The organism is Sphingobium sp. IP1 (assembly GCF_002708645.1).
Taxonomy (GTDB): Bacteria; Pseudomonadota; Alphaproteobacteria; order Sphingomonadales; family Sphingomonadaceae; genus Sphingobium; species Sphingobium yanoikuyae.
This window is the reverse complement of the sequence record NZ_NOIW01000068.1, coordinates 1-23,968: the sequence shown is the minus strand read 5'-3', so window position 1 is coordinate 23,968 and position 23,968 is coordinate 1. Positions and strand designations below refer to the sequence as shown.

At 60.7% G+C, this 23,968-nt stretch carries 21 protein-coding genes, 1 tRNA gene and 1 pseudogene; 9 read left to right on the top strand and 14 right to left on the bottom strand.

Translation table 11 applies throughout. The annotated features are described in order from the left end of the window. Positions 1 to 179: 179 nt before the first annotated feature. Positions 180 to 1,304 (bottom strand): polysaccharide biosynthesis protein GumK, encoded by a 1,125-nt coding sequence (locus tag CG471_RS20215; RefSeq protein ID WP_099233354.1) that lies wholly within the window; start codon positions 1,302 to 1,304, stop codon positions 180 to 182. Continuing rightward, entirely contained in the window at positions 1,301 to 2,284 is a 984-nt protein-coding gene (locus CG471_RS20210; RefSeq protein ID WP_048936481.1) for a glycosyltransferase, read from the bottom strand. Before CG471_RS20210 ends, CG471_RS20215 begins: the two co-directional genes overlap by 4 nt. Before the next feature lie 251 nt (positions 2,285 to 2,535). Between CG471_RS20210 and CG471_RS20205 the strand changes: the two genes are divergently transcribed. Then, positions 2,536 to 3,564 carry a glycosyltransferase family 2 protein gene (locus tag CG471_RS20205; protein ID WP_099233352.1) on the top strand — a complete coding sequence of 343 codons (1,029 nt, stop codon included), beginning with the start codon at positions 2,536 to 2,538 and terminating at the stop codon, positions 3,562 to 3,564. Here CG471_RS20205 and CG471_RS20200 read toward each other — a convergent pair. From CG471_RS20200 to CG471_RS20160, 9 genes are all read right to left on the bottom strand, one after another. Next, positions 3,522 to 4,601, bottom strand: coding sequence for a polysaccharide pyruvyl transferase family protein (locus CG471_RS20200; RefSeq protein ID WP_257211623.1), 1,080 nt, complete (start codon positions 4,599 to 4,601; stop codon positions 3,522 to 3,524). The two genes, CG471_RS20205 and CG471_RS20200, sit on opposite strands and share 43 nt — an antisense overlap. After that, complete coding sequence (locus tag CG471_RS20195; RefSeq protein ID WP_099233364.1) at positions 4,535 to 5,599, bottom strand: glycosyltransferase family A protein; 1,065 nt, start codon at positions 5,597 to 5,599, stop codon at positions 4,535 to 4,537. Before CG471_RS20195 ends, CG471_RS20200 begins: the two co-directional genes overlap by 67 nt. Next, the gene (locus CG471_RS20190) at positions 5,589 to 7,484 is read right to left on the bottom strand and encodes a WecB/TagA/CpsF family glycosyltransferase (protein ID WP_099233348.1); all 1,896 of its coding nucleotides are present in this window, start codon (positions 7,482 to 7,484) and stop codon (positions 5,589 to 5,591) included. Before CG471_RS20190 ends, CG471_RS20195 begins: the two co-directional genes overlap by 11 nt. Before the next feature lie 35 nt (positions 7,485 to 7,519). Next, entirely contained in the window at positions 7,520 to 8,230 is a 711-nt protein-coding gene (locus CG471_RS20185) for a tyrosine-protein kinase family protein (RefSeq protein ID WP_004207148.1), read from the bottom strand. Continuing rightward, positions 8,227 to 9,588 (bottom strand): exopolysaccharide biosynthesis protein, encoded by a 1,362-nt coding sequence (locus tag CG471_RS20180; protein ID WP_099233362.1) that lies wholly within the window; start codon positions 9,586 to 9,588, stop codon positions 8,227 to 8,229. The genes CG471_RS20185 and CG471_RS20180 overlap by 4 nt, the downstream gene beginning before the upstream one ends. Before the next feature lie 18 nt (positions 9,589 to 9,606). Further along, complete coding sequence (locus CG471_RS20175; protein ID WP_099233346.1) at positions 9,607 to 10,752, bottom strand: AAA family ATPase; 1,146 nt, start codon at positions 10,750 to 10,752, stop codon at positions 9,607 to 9,609. Positions 10,753 to 10,944: 192 nt separating this feature from the next. Further along, on the bottom strand, positions 10,945 to 11,739 hold the full coding sequence (locus CG471_RS20170; protein ID WP_257211622.1) for a polysaccharide biosynthesis/export family protein: 795 nt from the start codon (positions 11,737 to 11,739) through the stop codon (positions 10,945 to 10,947). An 11-nt stretch (positions 11,740 to 11,750) separates the two neighbouring features. Further along, positions 11,751 to 12,950: an outer membrane beta-barrel protein gene (locus tag CG471_RS20165; RefSeq protein WP_099233342.1), complete on the bottom strand. Its 1,200-nt coding sequence runs from the start codon at positions 12,948 to 12,950 to the stop codon at positions 11,751 to 11,753. Beyond that, positions 12,947 to 13,885, bottom strand: coding sequence for a glycoside hydrolase family 5 protein (locus CG471_RS20160; protein WP_257211621.1), 939 nt, complete (start codon positions 13,883 to 13,885; stop codon positions 12,947 to 12,949). The genes CG471_RS20165 and CG471_RS20160 overlap by 4 nt, the downstream gene beginning before the upstream one ends. Positions 13,886 to 14,040: 155 nt before the next feature. Here CG471_RS20160 and CG471_RS20155 point away from each other — a divergent pair, with 155 nt between their 5' ends. Then, positions 14,041 to 14,616 carry a hypothetical protein gene (locus CG471_RS20155; RefSeq protein ID WP_099233338.1) on the top strand — a complete coding sequence of 192 codons (576 nt, stop codon included), beginning with the start codon at positions 14,041 to 14,043 and terminating at the stop codon, positions 14,614 to 14,616. A gap of 26 nt (positions 14,617 to 14,642) precedes the next feature. On the opposite strand, the gene CG471_RS20150 is transcribed toward CG471_RS20155, so the two are convergent. After that, the gene (locus CG471_RS20150) at positions 14,643 to 15,809 is read right to left on the bottom strand and encodes an NAD(P)-dependent oxidoreductase (RefSeq protein ID WP_099233336.1); all 1,167 of its coding nucleotides are present in this window, start codon (positions 15,807 to 15,809) and stop codon (positions 14,643 to 14,645) included. A 270-nt stretch (positions 15,810 to 16,079) separates the two neighbouring features. Between CG471_RS20150 and CG471_RS20145 the strand changes: the two genes are divergently transcribed. The 5 genes from CG471_RS20145 to CG471_RS20130 all read left to right on the top strand — a co-directional run bounded on the left by CG471_RS20145 (position 16,080) and on the right by CG471_RS20130 (position 20,958). After that, on the top strand, positions 16,080 to 16,646 hold the full coding sequence (locus CG471_RS20145; protein WP_251007602.1) for a DapH/DapD/GlmU-related protein: 567 nt from the start codon (positions 16,080 to 16,082) through the stop codon (positions 16,644 to 16,646). A gap of 51 nt (positions 16,647 to 16,697) precedes the next feature. Further along, positions 16,698 to 18,128, top strand: a complete 1,431-nt coding sequence (locus tag CG471_RS20140; protein ID WP_099233334.1) for a lipopolysaccharide biosynthesis protein — start codon at positions 16,698 to 16,700, stop codon at positions 18,126 to 18,128. 321 nt (positions 18,129 to 18,449) lie between these two features. Beyond that, entirely contained in the window at positions 18,450 to 20,015 is a 1,566-nt protein-coding gene (locus tag CG471_RS20135) for a PAS domain S-box protein (RefSeq protein WP_257211620.1), read from the top strand. 3 nt (positions 20,016 to 20,018) lie between these two features. After that, positions 20,019 to 20,411, top strand: coding sequence for an ATP-binding protein (locus CG471_RS31435; RefSeq protein ID WP_257211619.1), 393 nt, complete (start codon positions 20,019 to 20,021; stop codon positions 20,409 to 20,411). Then, a complete protein-coding gene (locus CG471_RS20130; protein ID WP_099233332.1) occupies positions 20,341 to 20,958 on the top strand; it encodes a response regulator transcription factor in 618 nt (205 codons plus the stop codon). The genes CG471_RS31435 and CG471_RS20130 overlap by 71 nt, the downstream gene beginning before the upstream one ends. 3 nt (positions 20,959 to 20,961) lie before the next feature. Here the strand turns inward: CG471_RS20130 and CG471_RS30290 are convergent, their stop codons facing one another. After that, positions 20,962 to 21,183, bottom strand: a complete 222-nt coding sequence (locus CG471_RS30290; RefSeq protein WP_143560252.1) for a hypothetical protein — start codon at positions 21,181 to 21,183, stop codon at positions 20,962 to 20,964. Positions 21,184 to 21,495: 312 nt separating this feature from the next. Between CG471_RS30290 and CG471_RS31430 the strand changes: the two genes are divergently transcribed. Beyond that, on the top strand, positions 21,496 to 22,881 hold the full coding sequence (locus tag CG471_RS31430; RefSeq protein ID WP_099233330.1) for a sugar transferase: 1,386 nt from the start codon (positions 21,496 to 21,498) through the stop codon (positions 22,879 to 22,881). A 325-nt stretch (positions 22,882 to 23,206) separates the two neighbouring features. Here CG471_RS31430 and CG471_RS20120 read toward each other — a convergent pair. Next, positions 23,207 to 23,296 (bottom strand) — tRNA-Ser (locus CG471_RS20120). A 135-nt stretch (positions 23,297 to 23,431) separates the two neighbouring features. On the opposite strand from CG471_RS20120, the pseudogene CG471_RS20115 reads away from it, so the two are divergent. Next, positions 23,432 to 23,827 (top strand): annotated as a pseudogene (locus CG471_RS20115) (lytic murein transglycosylase); the annotation flags it as partial. Positions 23,828 to 23,968: the final 141 nt, after the last annotated feature.

Sequence of the window (23,968 nt, the reverse complement as noted above, 5' to 3'; positions counted from 1 at the left end):
CGGACACGATTCCGGCTGTCATCGGGAACAGATGCGCGTTGACCCAGGCCAAGGCCGGATTGAAGAGTACCGTGGCGACAAGCAGTCCGGCGGCGACATAGCTGATGAGCCTGTCATGGATCAGGCTGCGTCGATGCACCGCGTCGCGCCGCGCGCGAGCCGGCGGAGAAAGGGCAATCTCAGCCAAGAGAAGCCTCGACGAGCCTGGCGGCCACGTCGCTCCAATCCTTGCTCGCCACCGGGCTGCGGCCAGCGTTCAGCGCCCGATCAAAAGCCTCGACGATCTCCTGCGGATGATCAGGCCGGTAGCCAAAGCGCAGGGCATGGTCGCCAACGGCGAAATCGGGGCAAACGGCGGGCAGGCCGATTGCCTTATATTGCAGGAGTTTGAGGCTGGAATCGGCGAGATAGGCGGCGGCAGCCGCGCGCTGATAGGCCGCGATCCCGACATCGGCATGCTGGAGATAGGGGAGCGTTTGCGCAAAAGGCATCTCGTCATGCTGGATCACATTGGTCGGAAAGACGCTCTTGGGCGATCCGATGGTGTGGAAGGTGAATTCCGGGCGTGCCAGCGCGAGGGTGCGGATCGCCCCGGCATCGAACAGCATCGATCCGACCGTGACCGCGTTGCGCTTGGTCGTGTAGGGATTGTCTGTTGCCTGATTAAGCAAAGCAGTGTCGACGCCATGCGGAATGAATAATTTGGGGCAGCTGAAGGCCTCGAAATGCGGGAGCATGGAGCGGGCGACGACCACGATCAGGTCGATATCGGCCTCCGATTGCCAAAGCATGTCTTCAATGCATTCAGGCACGCCGGCGGTGGATAGAAGATCCGTGGCCCGATAGACGATCCGCGCCGAGGGTGCGACGGCTCGGATGCGCTTCAGCAATACCGGCGCAATGCCGGATTCGACGATGATGATGTCCGCCGCGCCTGCCGCTTCGTCCAGTGCGGTGCAGCGGTTTCTGGCCCATTTGCTGTAAAGCCAGGATTCCACCTTGCCCGAGACCGGCAACTTCACCGGATGCCATGCGCTGCGCCACAGATAGGCTTGCAGCCCATCCACCTGTTCCCAGGCATTGGCGCGATCAAACAGATCGGCCCGGCTGTCACCACGCAGGCGCGACAGCCAGCTGTAGCCGATCGACATGAAGGTCACCTGATGGCCCTGTTGCGCCATATGGCGCGCCACGAAATGCACGCTCGCGCGGCGCCGGGTCCGATAGTCATGGCGCGAGATGATGAGGACGCGGTGTCCTTCGGCGTGAACCGGCTGTGGCTTTGCGGCGGATTGTCCGATCATGAACGGGCCTCCGTGCTGGCAAGAATCTCGTCATAATAATCTTCCAGGGCGGCTACGCGGTTGCGGAGGTCGAACTTGGCGGCCACATGGGACCGGCCGGCTCGGCCAAAATCGCCGCACAGGTCCGGCGCGCCCAGAAGCGTTTGCAAATGGTCGGCAAAGTCGTGGCTGTTGCGCGATCGTGCGAGCAGCCCGGTCATGCCGGGTTTGATCGCTTCGCGCATCGGGCCATCGTCAAACGCGATTACCGCCATGCCCATCGCCTGCGCTTCCATCAACACGATAGGAAGCCCCTCGGAATCGCCGTTTGCCGCGCGCACGCTCGGCATCGCGAAGATGCGGTGACGGGCCATGGCCGCAAAGACCTCCGCGCGAGATCGTGCGCCCAGGAAATGCGGCTGGATGCCAAGCCGGTGGGCCTGGGCGACCAGGGCGGGCATCAGGGGGCCGTCGCCGATAATGGTGAGCGGTTCGCTTCGGACGCGTTCTGGCAGTTTCGCCCAGGCGTCGAGCAGGAAATTGACCCCCTTCTTTTCGACCAGACGGCCGACGAAGAGGGCGCCCCGGCGGCCATGGGCGGCGGGTGGCGGCGGCAGGCTGGACGTGTCGATACCCAGCGGAATGACGCGCAGCTTGTGGTCGGGATAACCTGCGTCGAGCAGGCACTGCTTGATCCACTGGGATACGCAGATGATGCCATGGGCGTAACGCAGAAGGAAGGGCTTGAGCATCAGATACCAAAGTCCCTCGGTGCGGCGCGCATGTTCGCGCGCGGTCACCGTTGCATCATAGCCATGGGCGGTGACCACCAGTGGGATGTTCCGTCGCGCGGCAAGGGACAGGATGTTCGCCCCATCCTGCAGGAAATGCGCATGGATCAATCGCGTCGAGGGAGCCGACAGGACATCGCCGACATGGCGATATCGGCCGGTCAGCCGATTATAGACTTTTTCATATTTACCCGCCTGAGCACGATGCAACAGATGGGGAGTGTGGCCGTTAATAGAGTATCCGTTCAGTATATTTTCAGTTATTATGATTGGATTATATCTATTAAGACCCTGTATGTGGTCTGATATGAAGGTTTCAGAAAGAGGAAGGAAGCCTCTTCTGTATATTGCAACGTTGGGTGTGTCAGATAATTCCACTAGGTGAAATTCCTCAATTCGTTGCGGTTTCATCGATTGGTATATCGAAGCTTATTATCGCTTTCGAGTAAGGCATAACACCTATGCAAAATCCCGCGATTGCTCCTGTGCTCCCCCTTGTCAGTGTCGTGATTGCGGCGTTCAACGCCGAGGACAGCCTGGATCGCGCGGTGCAATCTGCGCTTGCGCAGAAACTCCCGGTGGAGGTGATCATCGTCGATGACGCGTCCGGCGACCAAACCGTGGCAATCGCCGAGCGGTTGATGGATCAGGACCCACGGGTGCGACTGGTGCCAAGCGAGGCCAATGGTGGCCCTTCGGTCGCGCGGAATCTGGGGATTGGGGCCGCGCGGGGCGAATGGATCGCGATACTGGACGCCGATGATGCCTTCGCACCGGGCAGGCTGGTTCATCTGACCGCGCTCGGCGATCGGCATGACGCCGATCTGGTTGCGGACAATCTGTTTTTCTATGATTGGCACGCCGGAGCAGTGGTTGGCACGGCATTGTCGCGGACAGCGGAGCCGATCCGGCATATCCGACCGGCCGAATTCGTCCGCAACGCGATCACAGGGCGCTCGCCGTTCGATTTCGGCCAGCTCAAGCCGATCTTTCGTCGCCGCTTCCTGACGACCCGTTGCCTGCGCTACCCGCCCCAGTTGCGGCACGGCGAAGATTTCGCCTTCATCATCGATTGCCTGCTGGCAGACGGTCGTTTCATTCTGAGTGCAGAGCCGCATTATCTGTTCACTCAGCGGCAGGGCTCCATTTCGGATCAGGGATCGGGGCAATCCCGGACATTATTGAACCTGGATGCAATGCGCGCCCATAGTCTTGCCATGCTGGATCTGCCTCGCGTTCGCGATGATCGTGTTCTGTCACGGTTGTTGGCCCGTCGCGCCAGCGCGATTAGGCAGCAGCATAGCTGGAACCGCGTCTATCCGCATCTTCGCGCACGCAAGCCGATGGCATTGCTGGAGGCTATGATGACGGACTGGAGCAACTGGCCCATGCTGGGACGCCATCTGATCCGCCGCTGGCACCATCGCGCGCAGATGGCGCGGATAGTTCAGCCCGAACGCACCAGCTTGTCGAATTCGACGCTGAGCTGATCGACACGGTTGGCAAAGATTCGATCGTCGCTCAGAAATCCCGCCTCACTCTTCAATTGTTCAAGTGCAGAGGCGATGCGGCTGTGCTGCCGTCGGTTCCATGTAGCGATACGCCGCGCGACCGCGGGTGGTTGTGGCAGACGCCGCGGCAGGGCGAGCAGATGATATTTCAGTTTTGGCCGCACGGACATCCACCAGGGCCGCTGTTCACGACGGGTCATCTGCCTTTGGTGCGCAAGCGCGCCTTCTGCATCAGGATGCGCAAGTCGATAATGTTCACCGACCAGGCGCCGGACGCCGTCGCGATAGGCAGTGTCCAACGTCGCGGTAGGCAATATTCGCGGTTCATAGGGCAAGTTGAGGGAAAGCGACCAGTCGAGCCATTTGAAGCTGTTGATCCTTCCCGAACTGGAGACCGGAACCCAGGGTACGCGCAGCGTATCGGCGATGATCGCGGCGTGCATCGAATCGGCGATGATCAGCCGTGACCGGCGGATTTCGTCGATGACCTGATGTGCGCATTGCCGAGGGTCCACCAGCTTGACGTCGGTGGTAGCGCAGGCGGCAGCCCAGTCGCCTTCATCCATCGCTTCGTAGTGGGGAATGAAGATGGGCCGGCCGCGCTCCGCTTCGGGTAAGGGCCTGAGCCGGTCCAGCGTGGAAAGGAGCAGCGCGCCATCGGCAATCGCCCGTTCCGGGCGGTTGAGGACGCGCGCCGTGAGCGGGCCGCGTAATGCCACCACATCCCAGCGATCAGTCAAGAAATCCTCGGGCACCGGCCTATAGCCCAGGCCGCTCGAGAAAATTCTGATCCGCGATGCGGGCGGCATATGATTGCCGATGATCGTGCCGATGCCGCAGAACAGCGTATCGGCTTCGTCGGACCAACGGCCTGGAGCAAGCTCCTCCCACAGCCAGCCGTTGAGGTCGTCGCCAAAATTCCCTTCCTTGGCGCGATAGTAGAAGAGTTTCATGTCATGGCCTCGTCCAGACGGGGGCTGTGCCAGCGCATCTTTCGAATGATGATGCCGCGCCATAATGGCAGCAGCGAGACGTTCATGAGCCGATAGGCATCCCGTATGATGCGACGCTGCTCACCATTTTTCAGGCCCTGATAGACACGGGGGTGAAGCAGGATCGCCGCCATCTCTAGGCGCAAGATTTCGATGCGCTGATCGGTCAGGCGCGCGGCAGCAGCGCTGATGCCCGGCGTGCCCCTCATCAAGCGATTGGCGAGCACCATCGACATGAGGCGGCGCAGATTTTTGGCGCCAAGCCGCTCATGCGCATCGCGATAGAGATTGATACCTTCTCCCCGCTGGGCCTTGGCCAGCTTGGAGAAGCAGATGCCCTCAACGCTGTGCGCCAGCCGTACCCACATCAGCCAGTCTTCGCCGGCATAGCGAAGCCGTTCCTCGAACCGGAGATCGCGCACCGCCCTGCGACGCAGGATCACGGCGGATGTCTGGCAGAGATATTCCTGCACCATGAATTGCCCCGCGCGGTCGGGCTGCAGGCGATAGATTTGCCCGCCCAGAGGCAGGGGTTCGAACGCATCCTCATTGGCGCCCTGCGCAAAGAGTGTCAGCGAAGCAAACAGGCTGGACGGCGGCATGGCGCTGTCGCAGAAATAGAAACCATGCCCAAGTTCGAGCGCGCCGACGCCCTGTTGCAGATGGTCTGGCGCCCAACTGTCATCGGAATCCAGGAAGGCGACATAGTCGATGTCGGGTCCGATCTGATCAAGGCCGCGATTGCGCGCAGCAGCGGGGCCGGCGTTCGGTTGCTGCACGGTCCGGAGCTTCAGCCAAGGTGGCAATTCCATGTCTGCCAGTTCGTCCAGCACAGGGATGGGCGAACTATCGTCGATTATCAGGAGTTCCACCTCGGTGGGCGCGGTGAATGTTTGCGCAACGATCGAGCGGAGGGCCTGTTGCAGGATACCCCGTTCACGCTGGAAATAGGGGATGATGACCGCGATCCGGCGTACGGCCCGCAGTTCACTTGGGTAGGGCTGCACAGGATCAGGCGGCATCGGCATTGCGGACAGTGTGGGAGTGGGGCGATGGCGGCGGGATCGGCCCGTCCGAGTAGCCACCCCTGGCGTCACGGATGGCATTCATGAGGAAGGTGACATTGCCGCGCAAATAGCGGTCTGCCAGTCGGGTCGGTTCGTTCATGAGCCGGAATATCCATTCCATGCGCATGCGGCGCAGCCAGCCAGGCGCGCGCGGGACATGGCCGGCGGTGAAATCGAGCAGGGCGCCCGCGCACAATATGGGGCGGCCGATATGGGATGCCCATTTGGCCGCCCACAATTCCTGGCGGGGGTTCCCCATGGCTGCGATTACCAGATCCGCGCCGCTTTCCCGAATATGGCGGCTCAGATGCTCCTCCTCTTGCGGGTCGAAGAAGCCATGGAGGGTGCCGACTATGCGAATATGGGGATGACGCTCTTCCAGAATGGCGGCTGCACGTTCCGCGATGCCGGGGGCTGCGCCTACCAGAAATAGCCGGAGGCGGTCCGGGTAGCTCTTCAGCAACTGGGGAATGAAGTCCGTGCCGTTCAGATTGTGCGGGAAGGAGTCCCCGTAGCGGAGGCGGCTTGCGATATCGACGCCGACGCCGTCATTAAGGACCAGCGCGTCGTTCAGTGCGGCAGCGACGCCCTCGACCCGCCGTGCCTGGTTGATCAGATGGGCATTGCCGAATGCGACCACGCGCGGCGACTGGTCCCTGATCAGATCGGAAACGGCTTTCAGCGCGTCGCTCTCCGAAAGAACGGCAAGGCGAAGCGGCCCGATCTGGCGGGTCTGACGTCCCAGAATATGTTCGTAGATGGCCGAGATCCTGGCGCTCACGCCCGGCCAACCATAAGCGAGCAGACCTGCGGCAGTGGTGGAAGAGGGTGAGCGTTGCTGCGCCTTGCGAATGTCCTGCAGGGTGCGCGCAGCGGACAGCGGATCGGCGAAATCGATCAGGCTGCCGGTATCGAGTTTGACGCAGGAGCGGCGATGCGCCGGAATGTCGCTGACGACTGGATAAAGCCCGGCGGACACCCCCTCGATCAGGGAAATACCGAAACCTTCATAGGCGCTGGGCGATGCGAAGATGGTACTACGGGCAATCAGCGCCTGCAGCGCCTCGTCGCTGGGGCTGTCATGAAATTCCACCAGATCGCCCAAACCGAGCTGTTCGACGATCTGTTGCAGATCGGCGAAGGTGACACCCATCGGCTTTCCCGCGATGATCAGCCTGGCCTTGCGGTCCAGCCGGTGCAGATGCGCAAACCAGCGGATCAACAGGTCGATCCGCTTGTTCGGCGCGATCCGGCCGAAATAGATGAAGCGATGCTCGGTGGAAGGCGATTGCGCAAGACCGGCGAACTTGACCGTGTCCACGCCATTTTCGACCAGCGTGAGTGCGCGACGATTGACCTTGGCGAACGTCTCATAGTCCGCTTCGCTGCAGGCAATGATCGCCCGATATCCAGCCAGCGAAAGGCGGGTCATGCTGTGAAAATAGAGTTGCTTCAATCGACGGGCATAGCCGGTATGAAAGAAGCCGCCATGCGTGGACAGGACCAGCGGTTTGCGATGCAGCAGCCGGGTCAGCGCCAGATAGTCGGCGAAGAAATCGACGGCGTGGACATGGACGATGTCGCAATCGTCCAGATGGTGCAGCACGGATGGTGCGAGCGGATAGCGACGTCCACCCCGGTAGGGGATTCGGACAACCTCGACATCGTCGATGATTTCGGATCGTGGCAAGGGTGCGTCGTCGCCGTCGAAGATGCGGTCCAGGGTGATCATCCTGACCTGGTGCCCGGCGCGAGCCTGTTCGCGGCACAGATTTCGGGTGAAGCTTTCCAGCCCGCCGAGTCCGGGATGATATTGTCGGGAAATATGGGCGATTTTCATATCATACCCCCTTGGTGCCGACCGATCGCTGACCGCTAGATCAGCATGATGGTGCCGATCAGCACCGTGTTCAGCATGGTCATCTTGTTGATCACGGCCTTGAGCTCGCTGGTCGATGTCTGATCGCGCTGGACCGCAACGATCGCGCAATCGGCGCTGCCTGCCGCATGAGCGAGATCGTCGATATGGCTGGCGTCGACCAGGCACAGATCGAAGTGAGCCGTCAGCGACGACAGGCGTTGCGACAGTGGCGCAAGCGGACTGCCGTCGATGGCGCAGCCATCCTGCTGGGGAGCGGCCATGACGAACAACGACCGGATACTGCTCGGCTGGACCAGCTGAAATGGCTCATCCATGTCGTCCGGCGAGCCGGTTCGTGCATTCATGCCAAGCAGGCGATGTTGAACGAAGCCGGAATGCTCCATATCGACGATCAAGGTGCGCAGACCGCTCAGGGCTGCCGAGACCGCGATATTCGCGGTCAATATTGCCGCCTGCTCGCTCGCCTCGATTGCGATGACCGCGATAGAGCCGGGCGCGCGACCGTCGGGATGGCGCATTGCAGACAGGGTCGACTGGATGTCCCGCGCTTGTTCCGCCAGCATTGCGCTGGGGGCGTGGATCACCGCGATTGCGGGATCGACATTGGCGTGGACCGCCGCCGTCTCCTCGCCCGGATCGCCATCGTAAGTCGGCGGCAGGCCGGGATAGACATCCTCTACCGGTTCAGTCGAGCGAAGCCTCATGACCAATTGCCTCCTTCAATACGGAGTTGCTTGCCGTTGACGCGCAGCTCTGCCTGACCAAGCAACGGCACGCCGGTAAGATAGGTGACGGTGTTACGACTGCGGACGCGCGGGCTGAGCCATTCGGCGAGGATGACCGAGCCGATTGCGAGCATGAGGGCCACCATCGTCATCATCAGGAACCGCACGCCGATATTGGGCGCGTTGGGGATCATCGGCGGTTCTGCAATGTCGAGCCGTACGATATTGAGTGACGGGGCCGTGCTGGTGGCATGCAACTGCGAGAATTGTTCGGTCTGCGCCTCATATTCCTTGCGCGCCGATTCCACATTGCTTTCCAGCACGGCGAGCTTTCCGCGATCGGCCGCGAGCGACAGCATGCGTCCGCGATGCTGGTCGAGCAGGGCCTGCATCGTGCCCTGATTGGCCGATGCCGCCGAACTGGCCGCCGCCAGCGTGCCCGACATCTTGCCGGTTTCCTGGGCCAGACTGTCCTGCATCTGGCGCAACTGCTGCTGGGCGGCGCGCATCGTCGCATGATTGGGGCCGAGTTCGGCAGCCATCTGGCTGATTTCCGCCGATTTGGCCGCGATTTGAGCCCTTAGCCCCTGGATCACCCCGCTCGATTGAATGTCGGGCATATTGGCGCCCCCCGCCGCGCGCGACCGGGCCTCCGCAGCAACGGCTTCGGCCGACGACAGTTTCGACGACAATTCGCTGAGGCGCGTGCTTTCCGCATCGATGGCGCCGGTGGCGACAATGCCATGGGCGCGCTGGAAATCCGCGAGCCGTGCCTGCGCCTCTTCCATGCGCTGTTCGGACGCGGCGATCTGTTTCTTGTACCAGGCCGCAAAGCGCTGGGCGAATTCGTTGCTGATGCCCAGGCGCGCATCATTGAAGGCCTGGGCGAAGCTGTTGGCCATCAACGCCGAACGCTGTGGATCCAGGCTGCGGTAGGAGACGTCGATCGTATTGCCGGTGGCGCTGGGCGAAACCTGCAAACCCGACTGGACGCTGCGGCTGATCCAGCCTTCGAAACTCTGGTTGCCGTTCGTCTGCTCCTGCCAGCGGGCGCGCATGGCCGGATTCCTGAACAGGCCAAGCCGCTCGGCCACCTTGCGGGCGATCACCTCGCTCTGCAGGATTCTGGACTCCGTCGCGAGCATGGATTCGCCGGTCGCCTCGTTCGATTTGCCGCCGGTCGGGTCCGGTGCCCGGTTGTCAAACAGCAAAGTGGCGGTCGCGCGATATTCGCGCGGCGTGATCGCAATCCACAGGACCGTCAGCGCCATGACGCAGCAGAAGATGGCGGCTGCCATTCTCCAGCGCTGCAGGATGGCTCGCGTTATGTCGAACATGTACATCCTATCGGTCCCTTACGATGCAGCGCTTTGGCGCTGCCCTTCTACAAGGCTGACGACACGCCGGGTCAGGTGGTCGCCGTGGCGGCTGGCAGACAACATGCCGAGCAGGAATTGGGGGGCGAGGCTGTCCCGGAACATGAGGGCGGTGCTGCCCGGCCGGGCGTGCATGGCCCGGCGCAAAATTTCCAGGACCGGATCGTCGCGGTCGATATGCGGCGCCTGCTGTTCCGGCGCGAGGCCGGGAGGAACGATCGCGGCGCGGACGAGCTGCTCGATCACCGGCCAATGGCCAGCGCCCAGATCGATGGCCTCGTGGAACAGCGCAGCATCTGTCGGATTGGTGATCGTCCAGTCGTCGACCGCCCGCATCATCCCCGCGAGCGTTGCCGGCATTTCGACCACTGTCTTGCGCTGCCTGAGGGTTTCCAGGCAGGCCAGCGCGCAGAACAGGCGGACATGATAGGGGGAGCCGCATGCGACATGGGCAATTGTCTCGCGCGCGGCATCGCTGAAGTTGAGGCCGGCCTGGGCGGCACCGCGATCGATCAGGTCGAACACGGCGGCCGTGTCGATCCGCACGATGGGAACGGCTGTCATGTGCCGTCGCAGCGATTCATGGCCTTCGATGAGTTGGCTCAATCCGGACGCTATGCCGACCGCCAGAATATGAACCGGCAGGGCCGCGTCGGAGAGCAGCTTCATGGTGCGCGACAATTCGCCAAGAACAGCCGGATCGATGATGCGGTCGAACTCGTCGAGGATGAAGATGAATTTTCGCTGCCCATGTTCGGCGAGTGCTTCCACGACATCGCGCGGTCCAACGACGATCGGTGCATCTGTCGCAGGTGAGCGCGGCAGGTTTCCGCGGGCGGCATCGAGGAACGGTGAGATCAGGCTGGTGAAATCCTGCCCGGGCTCGCAGGCCATGTAGAAGACCAGATAGCCGCGATTGTCGGCAACATTGGCGAAGACGCGCGCCAGCGAGGTCTTGCCTGTCCCACGGCCGCCAAAGATCATCGCATGATTGCCGCGATCAAGCACCCCCTCCACCAGCAGGTCCATCTCCTGCTGCCGGCCATGAAGATGGCGGGCGGCTGTGACTGGCTGGGTCGCGTTGAACCCCTTGCGTATCGCTGATCGGACAGCGTCAGCGGACATGGCTGCATTGGTAGACGGCGTGACGCATGCAGCGCCGGCCGATTGCGCATTTTCAGGCACGCTGCCCGTTGCTCGGGAACGCCGGCCAGGCGCTTCTCGGCGCCGCTCGGGCTCGGGCGTTCGTCGGAGCCAGCGGGCAATTCTGGTGAAGATGTTCACGCAATGCCTCCTGTCAGGATACCGGATCGCATCTCAGAAGGTCCGCTCGTTGACGGTGTAGACGTCACCAGGCTTGACCAGCATATCGAGGCTGGCCTTCTTGATGATCTCCGTGCCGCGGTGCAGCGTGATCTTCTTTTCCGATCCGCCCAAAGTCGGCCCGCCGGCCTGGGCCAGCATCTGGCGCAGGGTCATGCCGGTTTCGAAGGCGACGCGGCCGGGCTTGTTCACCTGGCCGTAGATGAATACCTCCTCGGCCTTCGGCACGAAGATGGAATCGCCTGCGCGCAGGAACTGACCGGTCCCGCTTTGCGGGTCGAGATCGCTGAGGGCAATCCGCCGATCCGCTTCTCCCGTTCGTTGCAGGATCGCATAGTCCGCCGCGTCCGCGCGGGCGCCGCCGGTGCGCGCCAGCATCATCGCGATCGTCTGAGGTCGATCCAGGGGGTAGAGCCCAGGGTTCTGGAGGTTGCCGAACATCGTGACCGATCGACTGACGAAGCTCACGACTTCGACATTGACGATTGGATCGACGAAATATCCGCCCGTCTGCAATTGCCGGCGGATATTGTTTGCAAGGGCGTTGGTCGTGGATCCCTCCGCGACCACTTCGCCGATGCTCGGCAGGGTGATGCGCCCATCTTCCTTGATCCGCGTTTTGACTTCGATCGGATAGGCGCCGAATATCGAGACGCGGATCTCGTCATTGGCACCCAGGACATAGGCAGCGACAGCTTCCTTGTTGTCGACGCCGGCCAATACGGGATTGGCGAGCGTGGCCAGAAGAAGGGAACTGCACAGGTTTCGCATCGCACGGGGTAAGAACATGGCCATGCTCCTCACAATGTAAGGCCAAGGGACAGCATCATCGATGTCGATTTATATCGGTAGCGCTCGACTGCGCTTTCTCGCCATTCGTGGCGAACGTCGACGCCGGCCGTCAGGCGGCTGCGCAGTGCAAATCGATATCCGGCGTTGAGTGCGGTCGTTTCGTCGGTACCGCGCATCATGTCGGTGTCGATCAACAGCTCGCCCTTGAACTGGCGCCTGGCATAGCTCGCGCCAGCCTGGATCGAAGATCGTGAACTGAGGGTCGCATTGCCGCGCAGCGAAAAATTGGTCAGGACGATATAGGTCGCACCGGTGTTGCTCTGGTTGCTGGTGCTGCGGCTGCCGTCGAATGTCAGGGAGGTGCGCGGCGATGGCCGGTAGACGGCACCTGCGTGATAGCCCAGGCCCGAATAGTCATCGACCCGTTCATCACGCGCCTTGGTATGAATATAGCCAATTCCGGCACTCCAACTGAGACGCGGCGCGACAGCGCGTTTGAACTCGATCCCAACCCGATAATTGTCGGCACCGCGGCTCATGCGCAGTTCGGACGTCTCGTCTGACCAGTGGGGGCGGCGGAAAGCTTCGACGTTGAACATCAGTCGAATGTCGCCAAGGCTTGCCTTGCTATAGGCGATACCAATGCCCGCGCTGCGGGTGCGGATGTCGAACGGCCGGCGTGAATCGACGCTATTGTTCGTTTGCAGATATCCGAGTTTGATGACGGGATAGTAACCATAGGGCTTGTCGCACTCGGCCGTGACCGCATAGTCCTGGGTGCGTTCACTGTTGCCGACGATCATGCCTTGGTCGGCCAGATCGGCCTGTGCGAAATTCAGGCGGGCGCTTGGACGCAGATAGCAGAGCGCGCTGACCTTTACATCGCCCTTGGCGGTGAGGGTAACGCGCTCCCGATCGAGATTGCTGTAGCGCTGATGGAAGTCATAGCCCAACGATCCCACGACCGTGACCTGGTGGACACCGAGATTTTTCCTGAAGGTGACATCGAGCGCCGGAGTGACACGTAGATCGTCCTTGTCACCGGAGACGAGATCATCGCTCTGGCGCAGGACATTGTCGTCGTAGAGCATCCGCACCGTGGGTGCCACGGTCAGGCCGTCAGGCGGCACTTCGACCTGCGCAAAGGCTGGGCAGCCCAAGACGATCGAGCAGGCAAGGGGAAGGCGCGCATAATGCAGGCGGGTCATCTTGCGGCTCCCGTCTGGCTGTATTTTGCAACAATGGCTGCCTGTGGCCGGGCTTTGCCTTGCACGGGTTGCAGGCTCATGGGATAGTTTGCGCCCCACCATGGGCCGCCGGCCCAATAGGCCCAACCCATCCAGACATCGGCATTGGCATCGAGATGCTTGAGCAGGGCGTCCAGGCTGTCGAGGCAGGCGGCATTTGCAGGGGCGCCGAACTCGCCAAGGAAGCCCTTGTGGCGGTTGTCCCGAAGCCATTTCGTCGCCGCTTCCATGCGGCGTTGGATGACCGGCGCTGCTTCGCATTGCGCCTTCATCCCGGAACTGTCCGAGTCCAGATATTGGTGCATCTCGATCGCATAATTGCCGGCTGGATCGTGGAAATTCTGGAAGGCGGCAGCGTTGGAGGTGCGGCCGCCGGCGGTCCAGCTATGCGCGCCGGTCCAGTTGGAGCCTGGCACGAACAGCATGTTGCGCGCGCCTGTCTTTCGAATGGCGACGACGCTTTCGTCCACCATCGATCGCCAGCGTGTCGGTGCCATGCCGTTCGGTTCATTCATCAGGCCGAAGGCCACCTGCCTGTTCCCGCGATAATGCTCGGCCAATCGGCGCCAGAGATCGGCGAGTTTCGCGCTGCCATCTGGCGATTGATCCAGTCGCTGCCCCCCGTTTGCGCCATAATTGTGGATGTCGAGGATGATGACCCGGAACGGCGCCAGGGTCGCCACGACCTTGTCGAGGCGGGCCTGCTCGGCGGTCGAGAGGGGCTGGAGCGGGACGGGTTGGATCCGCTCCCACAATATCGGAACCCGGACGATCTTCATGCCCATCGCGACGAAGGGCGCCGCGGTGCGGGTATCGGGGTAGATATAATCCTTCCCGAAAATACCCGGCTTCCTGCCCGAGTTGAACTCACCGCCCGCGAGGTTGATTCCCGACAACGGTGGCGCCGCGCAGGCCATCCAAGGGCATGCCGTCGAGAGGAGGGCAGCACATCGGATCGCAAGGACCGTCCGTCTCGGGCGCTGAGGGGCGCTCATGGTCAGCGCTGCCCGCCTGTGCTAGCAGGGCGCCGCAAAGGAACAGATTGTAGGGCATGGCACCGATCGGGAACAGGCAGGCGAGCGTGTATGTCGCTATCGCGCCCGCGTCGCGACATGCGGCGCGGGCCGTCGCCGGACGTGAACGACATGCCGCGTTGCTGACTCATTTCGGCAGCGTCGGATTGTTGTTGATGCGGGGCGTCGTGACCGGGGTTGGGCAGTCGGGCGATGCGGAAACGCGCGTGATCCATTATCGCCGGCAGGTTAATGGTAAATATTGCGTGGAACTGCCCATCCGCATCGATGTCGCTATCGGAGATATGATCATGATCCGTGCGCTGACGCTGCCCGACGGAGCGGTGCGGCCGATCATGGTGCGGGCGACGAGCCGACGGGAATGGATAATGCTCGATGATGTCAACGCGATTGTCGACGACTATACCCGTGCCACACGCCGTTTCGTTCGTTGGGGCACAGGGGCTGGATCGGCTCTGGCAATGCTGGCAGTTTGCGGCATCGCGGCTCCTCTCGCGCTGACCACGGCGGTATTTTCCTTTGCGGGCGCCTGGAACTTGCATCGCCGAGATCGCCAAGATCGGACTAGGATCGGCCGCTGGCTCGCCCGTTAGGGCGGCAAGAATTCCAATGGACATGGTCATGCGAGCATCCCCTGCTGTCGATACCAGGTGATGGTGCGACGAAAGCCTTCCTCCAGATTGATCAGCGGCTGATAGCCCAGAACGGTCTGCGCGCGTGCGATGCTGAACGCGCGGTTGTGCCTGAAGATGGTCAGCCGGCGACGAGGTAGAGGGGGTTGCAATCCCAGCGGCGCATAAAGTGCTTCGCACAGGCGTGCGGCCATTAGCGCGAGGCTGTAGGGGATGGTCGCCTTGGGCGGTGGCACATCCAAGGCGGTCGCGACGGCCCTTACATAGTCACGCAGCGACAGGAAGGCGCGATCGCCCAGGATGAAGGTGCCCGATGGCGCATCGGGATGAACCATCGTCAATATGTAGCCGGCGACCAGGTCATCAATATAGACAGGATGGAAATTGGGCGTTTGCCGGCCCACAAACAGAAACCGGCGGTGCTGGATCAGCCGGAACAGCTTCAGCATCCGGGTGTCGCCTGGGCCATAGGTGGAGCAGGGGCGAACGATGACGACGCCCATGCCCGGACGGCCCATTTCGTCACGGCAAAGATCTTCGGCTCGCAACTTGCTCTCCTGATAGGGATCGCGCGGGTCGAATGGCGCATTTTCGTCCGCAGGGGCGTCGGCCACATTGCCGTGGACGCCAATCGACGAGCAATAGATGAAGCGCTCGATTCCGGCCTGTCGGCTCGCTTCAAGCAGGGCCCGAGTAGCATCCCGATTGACCTGCATGAACGCCTTGCGCGGTCCTTCGGTACGGAACATCGCGGCGATGTGAAAACAATAGCGTGCGTCCCGAAGCAGCGCGTCGAAACGATCAGTGTCGGTCAGCGAGCCCTCGATCCACTCTATACCGCTCTCGCGCTCCGCTTCGGTCAGGGGCCTGCGGCACATCGAGCGGACGCGGTAGCCCATTTGCAGGAGTTGACGGGCGAGCGCGCCGCCAACGAAGCCAGTCGCGCCGGTCACTGCTATGATGGGCTGATAACCGATTTCGTTCATGTAAATAGCTTCCAGTCGACGACGAGAGGCGATGCATTCATCATCGCTATCTTGCCTCCAGGCGCATTGATCGGCGAAAGCAATTGCGTCTCCATTGAAGAAACGATCATTCCGTTGCCCGATCGCGATAATATTGCCTCGATCTTGCTTGCGGAAATTCTTACGCAACTGCGGTATTAGTCAACATCAGGGGTAACACCTATCAATTAGGTGCAAATACATAATGGAACATGATTTTTTTATGTGTGAACTTGGTGTTTGTTCGGGTGAGTGACGCGAGCACTCGATGCACGTGCCATCTTGTCCGACGCGGACGCGTTTTCATGAGTGGATCTGCATGGTGCGTTTGGTTCTTGGCGCCCATTCGATCGTGGAGGCGCGCCGCTATTCAGGCTTTCGGCTCATGCTTGCCGCGTGAGCGCCAGTCGGAGAACGGGTTTGGCATTGCAATTTCTGTCTGCACAACTGGATCATCTTTACGCGCGACTGACCGTGATGCGACTCCGCGCGCAAGGCTGCCAACCGGGTCGGGGCCTGCGCGTGCGAGGTGGCGTGCCTTATCTCCGGAACCCCGGATCCCTGGTCATTGGCAACAATGTCCGCCTGCGGAATGAACCGACCCGGATTCGCCTGGCTACGGTTCCGCAGGGGGCCATCATTCTTGGCGACGAGGTTTCGTTGAACACGGGAGTTCATATCTTCAGCGCTGCGCGGATCGATGTCGGCGGCGGTTCGCGTATCGGTGACAATGTCGCGATGTTCGACACGAGCTTCCATCCCGTTCATGAAGGGCGCTCCGTAAGGCCCCGTCCGATCACCATCGGTCGCAACGTCTGGATTGGCCGCAACGCCATCATCTTGCCCGGCGTGTCGATTGGCGATCATTCCGTGGTGGCAGCCGGATCAGTGGTCTTTGATGATGTTCCCGCCCGACAAGTGTGGCGGGGCAACCCCGCGGCATTCGTGAAGCATGTCCGGGCGACCGACGATTTTCGACGTAGCTAGGGGGAGGGCGATATGTCAGGTCCGGCGTTGGGGCGCGCAGTCCGTTCAGGCATGGCCTGGTCCATCCTGGAAAGTTGGGGTGTGCAACTGTTGCAGTTCCTGACCTTCCTCGTGATTGCGCGCTATGTCGATGCGACGATGCTGGGCATCGTCGCCATGGCCCTGCTGGTAGGGCAATGGTTCCAGATGATCATATTGTCGGGGATCAGTGCATCGCTTGTGAGCAAGGGCGGCGCTGCCGATGCCGACTTGGATGATACGGCCTTCTGGATTTCTGCTGCGGCCGGCGCGCTGCTGCTGATCGCGACCTTCTTGCTAGCCGACTGGGTTGAGCGGACCGCCGCCCATCAGGGCTTGGGCATGGTTTTGCGATGGCTCAGTGTCGCGAATTTCCTTGGTGCGCTGAACGTCGTGCCACAGGCTTGGCTGACGCGGGCCTTGCTGATGCGGCCATTGGCCACGCGCTCGACAATCTCGACCCTGGTGGGCGGCCTTGTCGGAATAGCACTGGCCGTGGCCGGTTATGGCGTGATGGCGCTGGTGGCACAAAATCTCGCCGTAGCCGTCATCGGAACGATAATCCTGTGGGCCGCCTGCCCGATGCGACCCCGACTGCGTTTTTCACGGGAAAAGGCAAGGGACGTGCTTTTCTATGGCCGTCATGTCGGCGTGACGGGCGCTGCGAATTTCTTCAACGCCAATGCTGACATCATGGTCATCGGCCTGGCGCTCGGCGGCGCAGCGACAGGCATTTATACCGTCGGTAAGCGGGCTTTGCTGGCCGCCAATCTGATGCTGGCGCGTGCGCTGTCCCGTGTGGCGCTTCCGGTCTTCTCGCAACTCAAGGGGGATCCGCCCCGCCTTGCAAAGGCTTTCCTCAGAATAGTGTCGGCGACATCGTCCATAACGACCCCGGCCTTTGTCGGCCTGGCGATCGTATCGGACGAGTTCATTTTCCTGTTGTTCGGTCCGCGTTGGGCGGCGGCAGCGGATGTTATGCGCTACCTCAGCCTGTTCGGCGCGCTCCAGGCGATCGGCATTTACAATCAGTCGCTGATGCTCGCCATGGGGAAGCCGCAATGGCAGACTTGGCTGGCGGGCATTTATGCGCTGGTCAATATTGTCACCTTCTTCTTTGCCGTTGAATATGGGATGGCTGCGGTCGCTGCCGCGTTCACGGCGCGCGCCTATATCCTCTATCCCCTGTCCGTCTGGCCAGTTGTGGTTCTGCTGCCGCTGGGATGGCGGGATTATTGGAAGGCGCTGCGGCCCAGTGTCGTCGCATCGCTGGTCATGGCTGTTTTTCTATGGGGGTTCCGGTTCGCATTGGCCGGCCAAGCGCCGATTCCGATGCTGTTGTCGACGGTCATCGCTGGGGCAGCGGTCTATATGGTCGTCCTCGGGCTGGTCGGACGGACCATTGTCATCGACATGTTCCATTTCGCACGGGCAGGGGGCAAACGCGTGTCCTCCACCAGTTAAATTTCCGAAGTGGAAATTTTGGGAAATCCTCCGGCAATGACATTTTGCAGCTGCGGAACGAAATTTCTCAAAATGTGTAAAACTACCTACTATACTTCCCCTAATGCCGATGTTAAAAATTGCGCATTGCAGCAGAGAATTATGTAAACCTCCAACTGGATCAATAATCGGTCAGGGGTGAGCATGGGGCAGACGTCCGATTGAAGACGTGAGCCGGTTTCTGCCATCCCTTTCAGGGTGACGGTCGCAGCATATGAAATAATTCTGGGCGTTAAGCGCGGGGTTTGAGTTATGTTCGCAGCCGTCAGACGATTTAACATCATGCCGATCTCCAAGGCGGGCCAAGTCCGCGCCAGCTTTTCGCTGGTCAGGCTGCGATGCCTCAGACGACACGTCTCGTGGAGCGGGGTCAGTCGCTATCTGATCGGGTTGGCCATGGTCGCGATCGCGCTCGCCGCTTTTCAGGCCGATGAATATCCGTCCTTCTCCAGCGAATTTTATGTGATATTCACATTCGTTGCATTGTTTACGACGATGCTGTTCGGCGCCGGACCGGGCTTTCTGGCTGGTATCGCCGCTTTGGCGGTCACTTATCTGCTTGAAGGCTTTCATGGCGGGCTGCTTGCGGCGGGCGCCTTCCTCATGGCGCTGGTTGCCGCCAACGTCGTTGCGCTTCGCGCGACATTCTGGCGCGCCAGAGCGGAATATCAGGCTGCCCATGTCGGCCGGCTGATGACGCAGATGAAGCTGCTGACCGACGGCGCGGCGCATTATGCCCTCTACATGACCGATGTTTCAGGGTTCATCCTGCATTGGAATCGCGGTGCCGAGCGCTTTACCGGCTGGTTGACCGGCGAGGTGATGCATCGCCATGTCGCGCTGCTCTACCCAGGGCGGGCGGAGATCAAGGCGCGCATGGCGCAGGCCTTCGCCTTCGCCCGGCAGCATGGCAGCTGGGAATTCGATCATGAATGCTGCCGCAGCGATGGCACCATCTATCTGCAGAATTGCGTTGTCACGGCATTGTACGACAATGACGGAGCGTTGCAGGGCTTTGCCAACCTGATCCGCGACGTCACGCTGGAGCGTGCGCATGAGCTTGCGCTGCAGGAGCGGGAGCATGAGTTGCGGCTGATATTGGAGACCGCGCCGGACGCCGTCTTCGTATTCGATGCCGACGGCTGCATCGAATATATCAACGAAGCGGCCTCCCGCATGTTCGGCTATGATCTTGTGGACCTCAAAGGCCAGAATTTCGAGAGCCTGCTGCTGGTCTGTCCCTCTGAAGACGAAGTGCCTGATGACTATCCATTCCGGATCGTCGATGTTTCGGAAAAGATCGAGCGGCAGTTGATCGGCCGGCATCATAATGGCTCGAACTTTCCGACCGAGATGACCTTCGTGCGGATGGAGGCGAACGGCGGCACAAGGTTTACCGCATTCGTCCGCGATCTTTCGGAGCAGGAGGCGACGAAGGCTCGGCTGGAAACCCTGCAGGCGGAAATGCTGGATGGCACCCGCTATAGCGCAATGGGGGCGATGGCGTCGATGCTGTCGCATGAGTTGACCCAGCCATTGACTGCGCTTGCAGCCTATATGGAGGGCGGCAGCATCCTGCTCAACAATCTCAACGGCGGGAGCCGGGCGAAGCTGGACGAGATTTTCCATCTCGCGTCAAGCGAAGCAGTGCGGGCGGGGGCGATCATGCGCCATTTGCGCGACTTTACCAGCAGCGGCGAAGCGCAATTGGAGGTGCAGGATATCGGCGAAATGGTGCGCAGCAGCATTGCGCTCGTCCGCCCCGCAGCAGCCCGTGCGCAAGTCCGCGTCGTGCTTCGGGTTGCGCCCGACGCGGGGCCGGTATTCGCCGATCCGATCCAGATCTAGCAGGTGATCGGCAATCTTTGTCGCAATGCCATCGATGCGATGCGCAACATGGATGAGCGGATACTGACGATCCAGGCGTCCCGCGTCGATGAGCTTACCACCCAAGTCATGATTACCGACACCGGCTCGGGCATCGCCGCGGAAATCCGCGAGCGGCTGTTCGACGCCTTTGTCACGACCAAGGAAGAGGGAACTGGGGTCGGATTGTCCATTTGTCGAACAATTGTGGAGGCCCATGGCGGGCGGATCTGGGTTGAGCCCGCGCCTGCCGGCAGCTGCTTTTGTTTCACATTGAAGCGTAAGAAGGGGATTCTTTGTGGAGGAAATGAAGACGATTCACATCGTGGACGACGAATATTCCGTCAGAGCGGCAACGGCATTCTTGTTGGAGCTTGAAGGATATTCGGTCCGCACTTGGCAGAGGGGCGCTCATTTCCTCGCCGCCGCGCCGACCGAGCCGCCGGGTTGCGTCATCCTGGACCTGCGCATGCCCGACATGGATGGACTGGAGGTACAGCGCCGGCTCAATGAAGCGGACCTTAATTTTCCGGTCATCATGCTGACGGGGCATGGCGACATTGCCGTGACGGTCGCGGCAATGAAGATGGGCGCCGTGGATTTCGTGGTGAAGCCGTTCGAGCGGCAGAGCCTGCTGCAGGCGGTCGAGAACGCCTGGTCGGTGCTATATGATAATGGTGCGCGCCGGCAAAGGGTCGCGCAGGCGCAATCGCTGGTGGAAAAGTTGACGCCGCGCGAGCGCGATGTGCTGGCAGGCCTGACAATGGGGCTACCGAACAAGCACATCGCCCTGCAATTGGGCATCAGCCCGCGCACGATCGAAATTCATCGCGCAAACCTGATGGCAAAGCTCAAGACGCGCAATCTTTCGGATGCTCTGAGAGTTGCATTTGCGGCGGGAATAGGCCGGAGGCTGGACGGATGAGCGTCAATATTTCTGCCGCCGTGGTGCTTTTTTTCGCCATAAAGAGGGGATTGTCGCGATGAGCGCCAATAGTGCGATTGGTAGCCAGAAAATTGCGAAAAGGCGATCTGGCCATGCTGGCTTGATTTCGACGAGCGATGCATTTTGACGTTGCCAGAGGTGATAAAGGCCGATCGCCCAAATGAGCAATATGATTGCCGCACCGGCGCAGAGCGCAATGTTCATATTTCCATGAACCTCCCATTTTCGGATTAAAGGACGATGCTCTGTTTTTTTTAGCAAAAACAATATGAGAATAATATAAGTGAAATTACGCTGTTAACAAAATTGCCGATTCATCTAAAATCATTCCGATATAAATTTGATTTTTGATATTTTATTAGTTAATATTTATTAGGTGTTGTCACGGATTGATGTTTTTGAGGCTCCCGTGCTCTTGTCGGTTGAATTGATTTCGCTCCTCTGTGTGCTGCGCAACTGGGAGCGCCCGGCCATTGCTGTGCCAGTGGTCGACAATCGACGAGAAAAGGACAGGCCATGGCAAATCCGGATTTGGCGGCGCGTTTCCACAGCGCGAGCGGAACGGGGGCGTTAATCGCCAGGCGCAATGCACGCCTGTGGCTGTGCCTGCTGTTGCTATCAGCTGATTGCTTGGCGCTGCTGATTGGCTTTGGTGTAGGCGCGCGCCTCTCGCCGGCATCCTCGTCGGACATGATCGGATCATTATCCGCAGGCATTCTCGTCTTTGCGATCATCGCCTTTCACAGCCAGGCTTACAGCATGTCCTGTCTGACCAGCGCCACGATCAGCTGTCGTGCTGCGGCATTGGCATTTGGTGCCACCATGCTGCTGTTCTTCCTTGTAATTTTTGCATCGAAAGCGGTGGGGACCTTCCCGCGCTCAGGCATATTGTTCGGCGTTTTTGGCAGTCTGGGGCTGCTGGTCGTGCAGCGCTCACTGATGGCCTATGCGGTCCGGCGTTGCTTCGGAAATCAGCTGTTCGCGGAGATATTGATCCTTGATGGTATCGCGCGCCCCAATGATTGCGGTGCGGCAGCCGTGATTGATGTGCGCCAGATCGGGCTGCGCCCCGAAGAGGATGATCCGCACAAGCTGCACCAATTGGGTGTGCTGCTGCGTGATTATGACAGAGCGATCATCCTTTGCCCGGCTGCCCGACGGGCGAGTTGGGCCGAGATATTGAAGGGCAGCAATGTCCAGGGCGAAGTCGTCGTGCCTGAGGTCGGGGAGACTGCACCGCTTGCGGTAGGGACTTGGCTGGACACGTCGACCCTGGTGGTCTCGCGCGGCCCGCTCAACCTTGCTGACCGCGCGCGGAAGCGCTTGCTCGACATTGCCTTGACTGTGCCCCTGGTCATTGCGCTGCTGCCGTTGCTGCTTCTGGTGGCAATCGCGATCAAGATCGACAGCACCGGGCCGGTCTTCTTCCGTCAACAACGCATCGGTCGCGGCAACCGCTTGTTCCGGATCTACAAGTTCCGCAGCATGCGGACCGATTGCGGCGACGCGTTGGGGAGCCGTTCCACTGGTCGAAGTGATAACCGTGTGACCCGCATCGGGCGCTTCATTCGCAGCACAAGCATCGACGAACTGCCCCAGCTGTTCAATGTTCTGCTTGGCGAAATGAGCCTCGTCGGGCCGCGGCCGCACGCTTTGGGCTCGACCGCTGACAACGCCTATTTCTGGCAGGTCGATCGGCAATATTGGCATCGTCACGCGCTCAAGCCCGGCATCACGGGACTGGCCCAGATCAGGGGTTTCCGTGGCGCGACGGAAACACGCGGCGACATCTTGCGGCGGATCGAGGCGGATCTGGAATATCTGCACGGCTGGAGCCTGGCGCGGGATGTCGGCATCCTGCTGCGGACCTTCAACGTGCTCGTTCATCACAAGGCGTTCTGAGTAGGTGCAGACGCGGGGGGGGGCTTGTGAAATTCGGCTTACTCCCTCCAAACGGGCGGAGAAGTCGAGCTATCCTCGTTCAAGAAGCTGTTCGGTTCCTTCGGCGCCAGGATTGAGCGCATTTCCACTCTTCGTCGAAATCTTGCTCGATCGGAATAGCGAGCAGCGCAGGCTGAAGGGGCACTACCGACTATTTGAGCACCGCTCTGGCAGGCCTGGTCAGTGAGCAGTTGCGGGCCAAAGCCAGGCGCTTAATGGGTATCGCTCTCCAGGAAGACTGATCGACGCCCGCCAAACCGCACCGCGCCCGAACACAAAATAGCGATGGCGGAAGCGGTGGGATTCGAACCCACGGTGAGCTTGCACCCACGGCGGTTTTCAAGACCGCTGCCTTAAACCACTCGGCCACACTTCCGTTGCGACGCTTCCTAGCGAAGCCGGCGAACAAGCCAAGGGCAAAAATGACAATATTGAGGGGAATGGTCGTCCATTCGCGACTTCGTATCGGATAGGGGTTTCGCCGGTCGCCCTGGCTGTGCCACAAAAGGTCATGGCAGATTCTCGGTTCAATTCGCTGGCCATTGCGCTGATGATGGGTTTTTCGACGGTTGTGGCGGGATTGGCCGCGCCGCAGGTCGCGGTTGCGCAGGATGATGGGGATTTTCGTGCCTATCTGGAATCCCTGCGCCCCAAGGCGCGGGCCATGGGCATTCGCGACGCGACGCTGGACGCCGTCTTCCCGACCCTGACGATCAACCCGCGCGTCGTGGCGCTCGACCAGAGCCAGCCGGGCGGCGGTGCCTATTCGCCCATTCCCAATTTCGAACCCTATCGGGTCAAGCATGTCGATGCCGCGCGGATCAGCCGCGGGCGGGCAGTCTATGCCGCCAATCGCGCGCGGCTGGCCCGGATCGAGGCGGAAACCGGCGTGCCCGAGGAAATCATGGCAAACCAGCTGGAGCGGGATGCGAAGGGGAAGAACACCTATCTGATGAACCGCAATTATCGCGCGAACCTCGACTATAATTGCTCAAATTACTAGGCACTGACCGTGGAGTTGCTGGCCGATGAGGTCGAGCAATAGGAA

Excerpts from the sequence above, each read along its gene's own strand:
- CG471_RS20215 (WP_099233354.1), bottom strand. The coding sequence starts at position 1,304 with ATGATCGGACAATCCGCCGCAAAGCCACAGCCGGTTCACGCCGAAGGA.
- CG471_RS20205 (WP_099233352.1), top strand. The coding sequence starts at position 2,536 with ATGCAAAATCCCGCGATTGCTCCTGTGCTCCCCCTTGTCAGTGTCGTG.
- CG471_RS20200 (WP_257211623.1), bottom strand. The coding sequence starts at position 4,601 with ATGGCGCGGCATCATCATTCGAAAGATGCGCTGGCACAGCCCCCGTCT.
- CG471_RS20195 (WP_099233364.1), bottom strand. The coding sequence starts at position 5,599 with ATGCCGCCTGATCCTGTGCAGCCCTACCCAAGTGAACTGCGGGCCGTA.
- CG471_RS20190 (WP_099233348.1), bottom strand. The coding sequence starts at position 7,484 with ATGAAAATCGCCCATATTTCCCGACAATATCATCCCGGACTCGGCGGG.
- CG471_RS20185 (WP_004207148.1), bottom strand. The coding sequence starts at position 8,230 with ATGAGGCTTCGCTCGACTGAACCGGTAGAGGATGTCTATCCCGGCCTG.
- CG471_RS20180 (WP_099233362.1), bottom strand. The coding sequence starts at position 9,588 with ATGTTCGACATAACGCGAGCCATCCTGCAGCGCTGGAGAATGGCAGCC.
- CG471_RS20175 (WP_099233346.1), bottom strand. The coding sequence starts at position 10,752 with ATGTCCGCTGACGCTGTCCGATCAGCGATACGCAAGGGGTTCAACGCG.
- CG471_RS20170 (WP_257211622.1), bottom strand. The coding sequence starts at position 11,739 with ATGTTCTTACCCCGTGCGATGCGAAACCTGTGCAGTTCCCTTCTTCTG.
- CG471_RS20165 (WP_099233342.1), bottom strand. The coding sequence starts at position 12,950 with ATGACCCGCCTGCATTATGCGCGCCTTCCCCTTGCCTGCTCGATCGTC.
- CG471_RS20155 (WP_099233338.1), top strand. The coding sequence starts at position 14,041 with ATGGCACCGATCGGGAACAGGCAGGCGAGCGTGTATGTCGCTATCGCG.
- CG471_RS20140 (WP_099233334.1), top strand. The coding sequence starts at position 16,698 with ATGGCCTGGTCCATCCTGGAAAGTTGGGGTGTGCAACTGTTGCAGTTC.
- CG471_RS20135 (WP_257211620.1), top strand. The coding sequence starts at position 18,450 with ATGCCGATCTCCAAGGCGGGCCAAGTCCGCGCCAGCTTTTCGCTGGTC.
- CG471_RS20130 (WP_099233332.1), top strand. The coding sequence starts at position 20,341 with ATGAAGACGATTCACATCGTGGACGACGAATATTCCGTCAGAGCGGCA.
- CG471_RS30290 (WP_143560252.1), bottom strand. The coding sequence starts at position 21,183 with ATGAACATTGCGCTCTGCGCCGGTGCGGCAATCATATTGCTCATTTGG.
- CG471_RS31430 (WP_099233330.1), top strand. The coding sequence starts at position 21,496 with ATGGCAAATCCGGATTTGGCGGCGCGTTTCCACAGCGCGAGCGGAACG.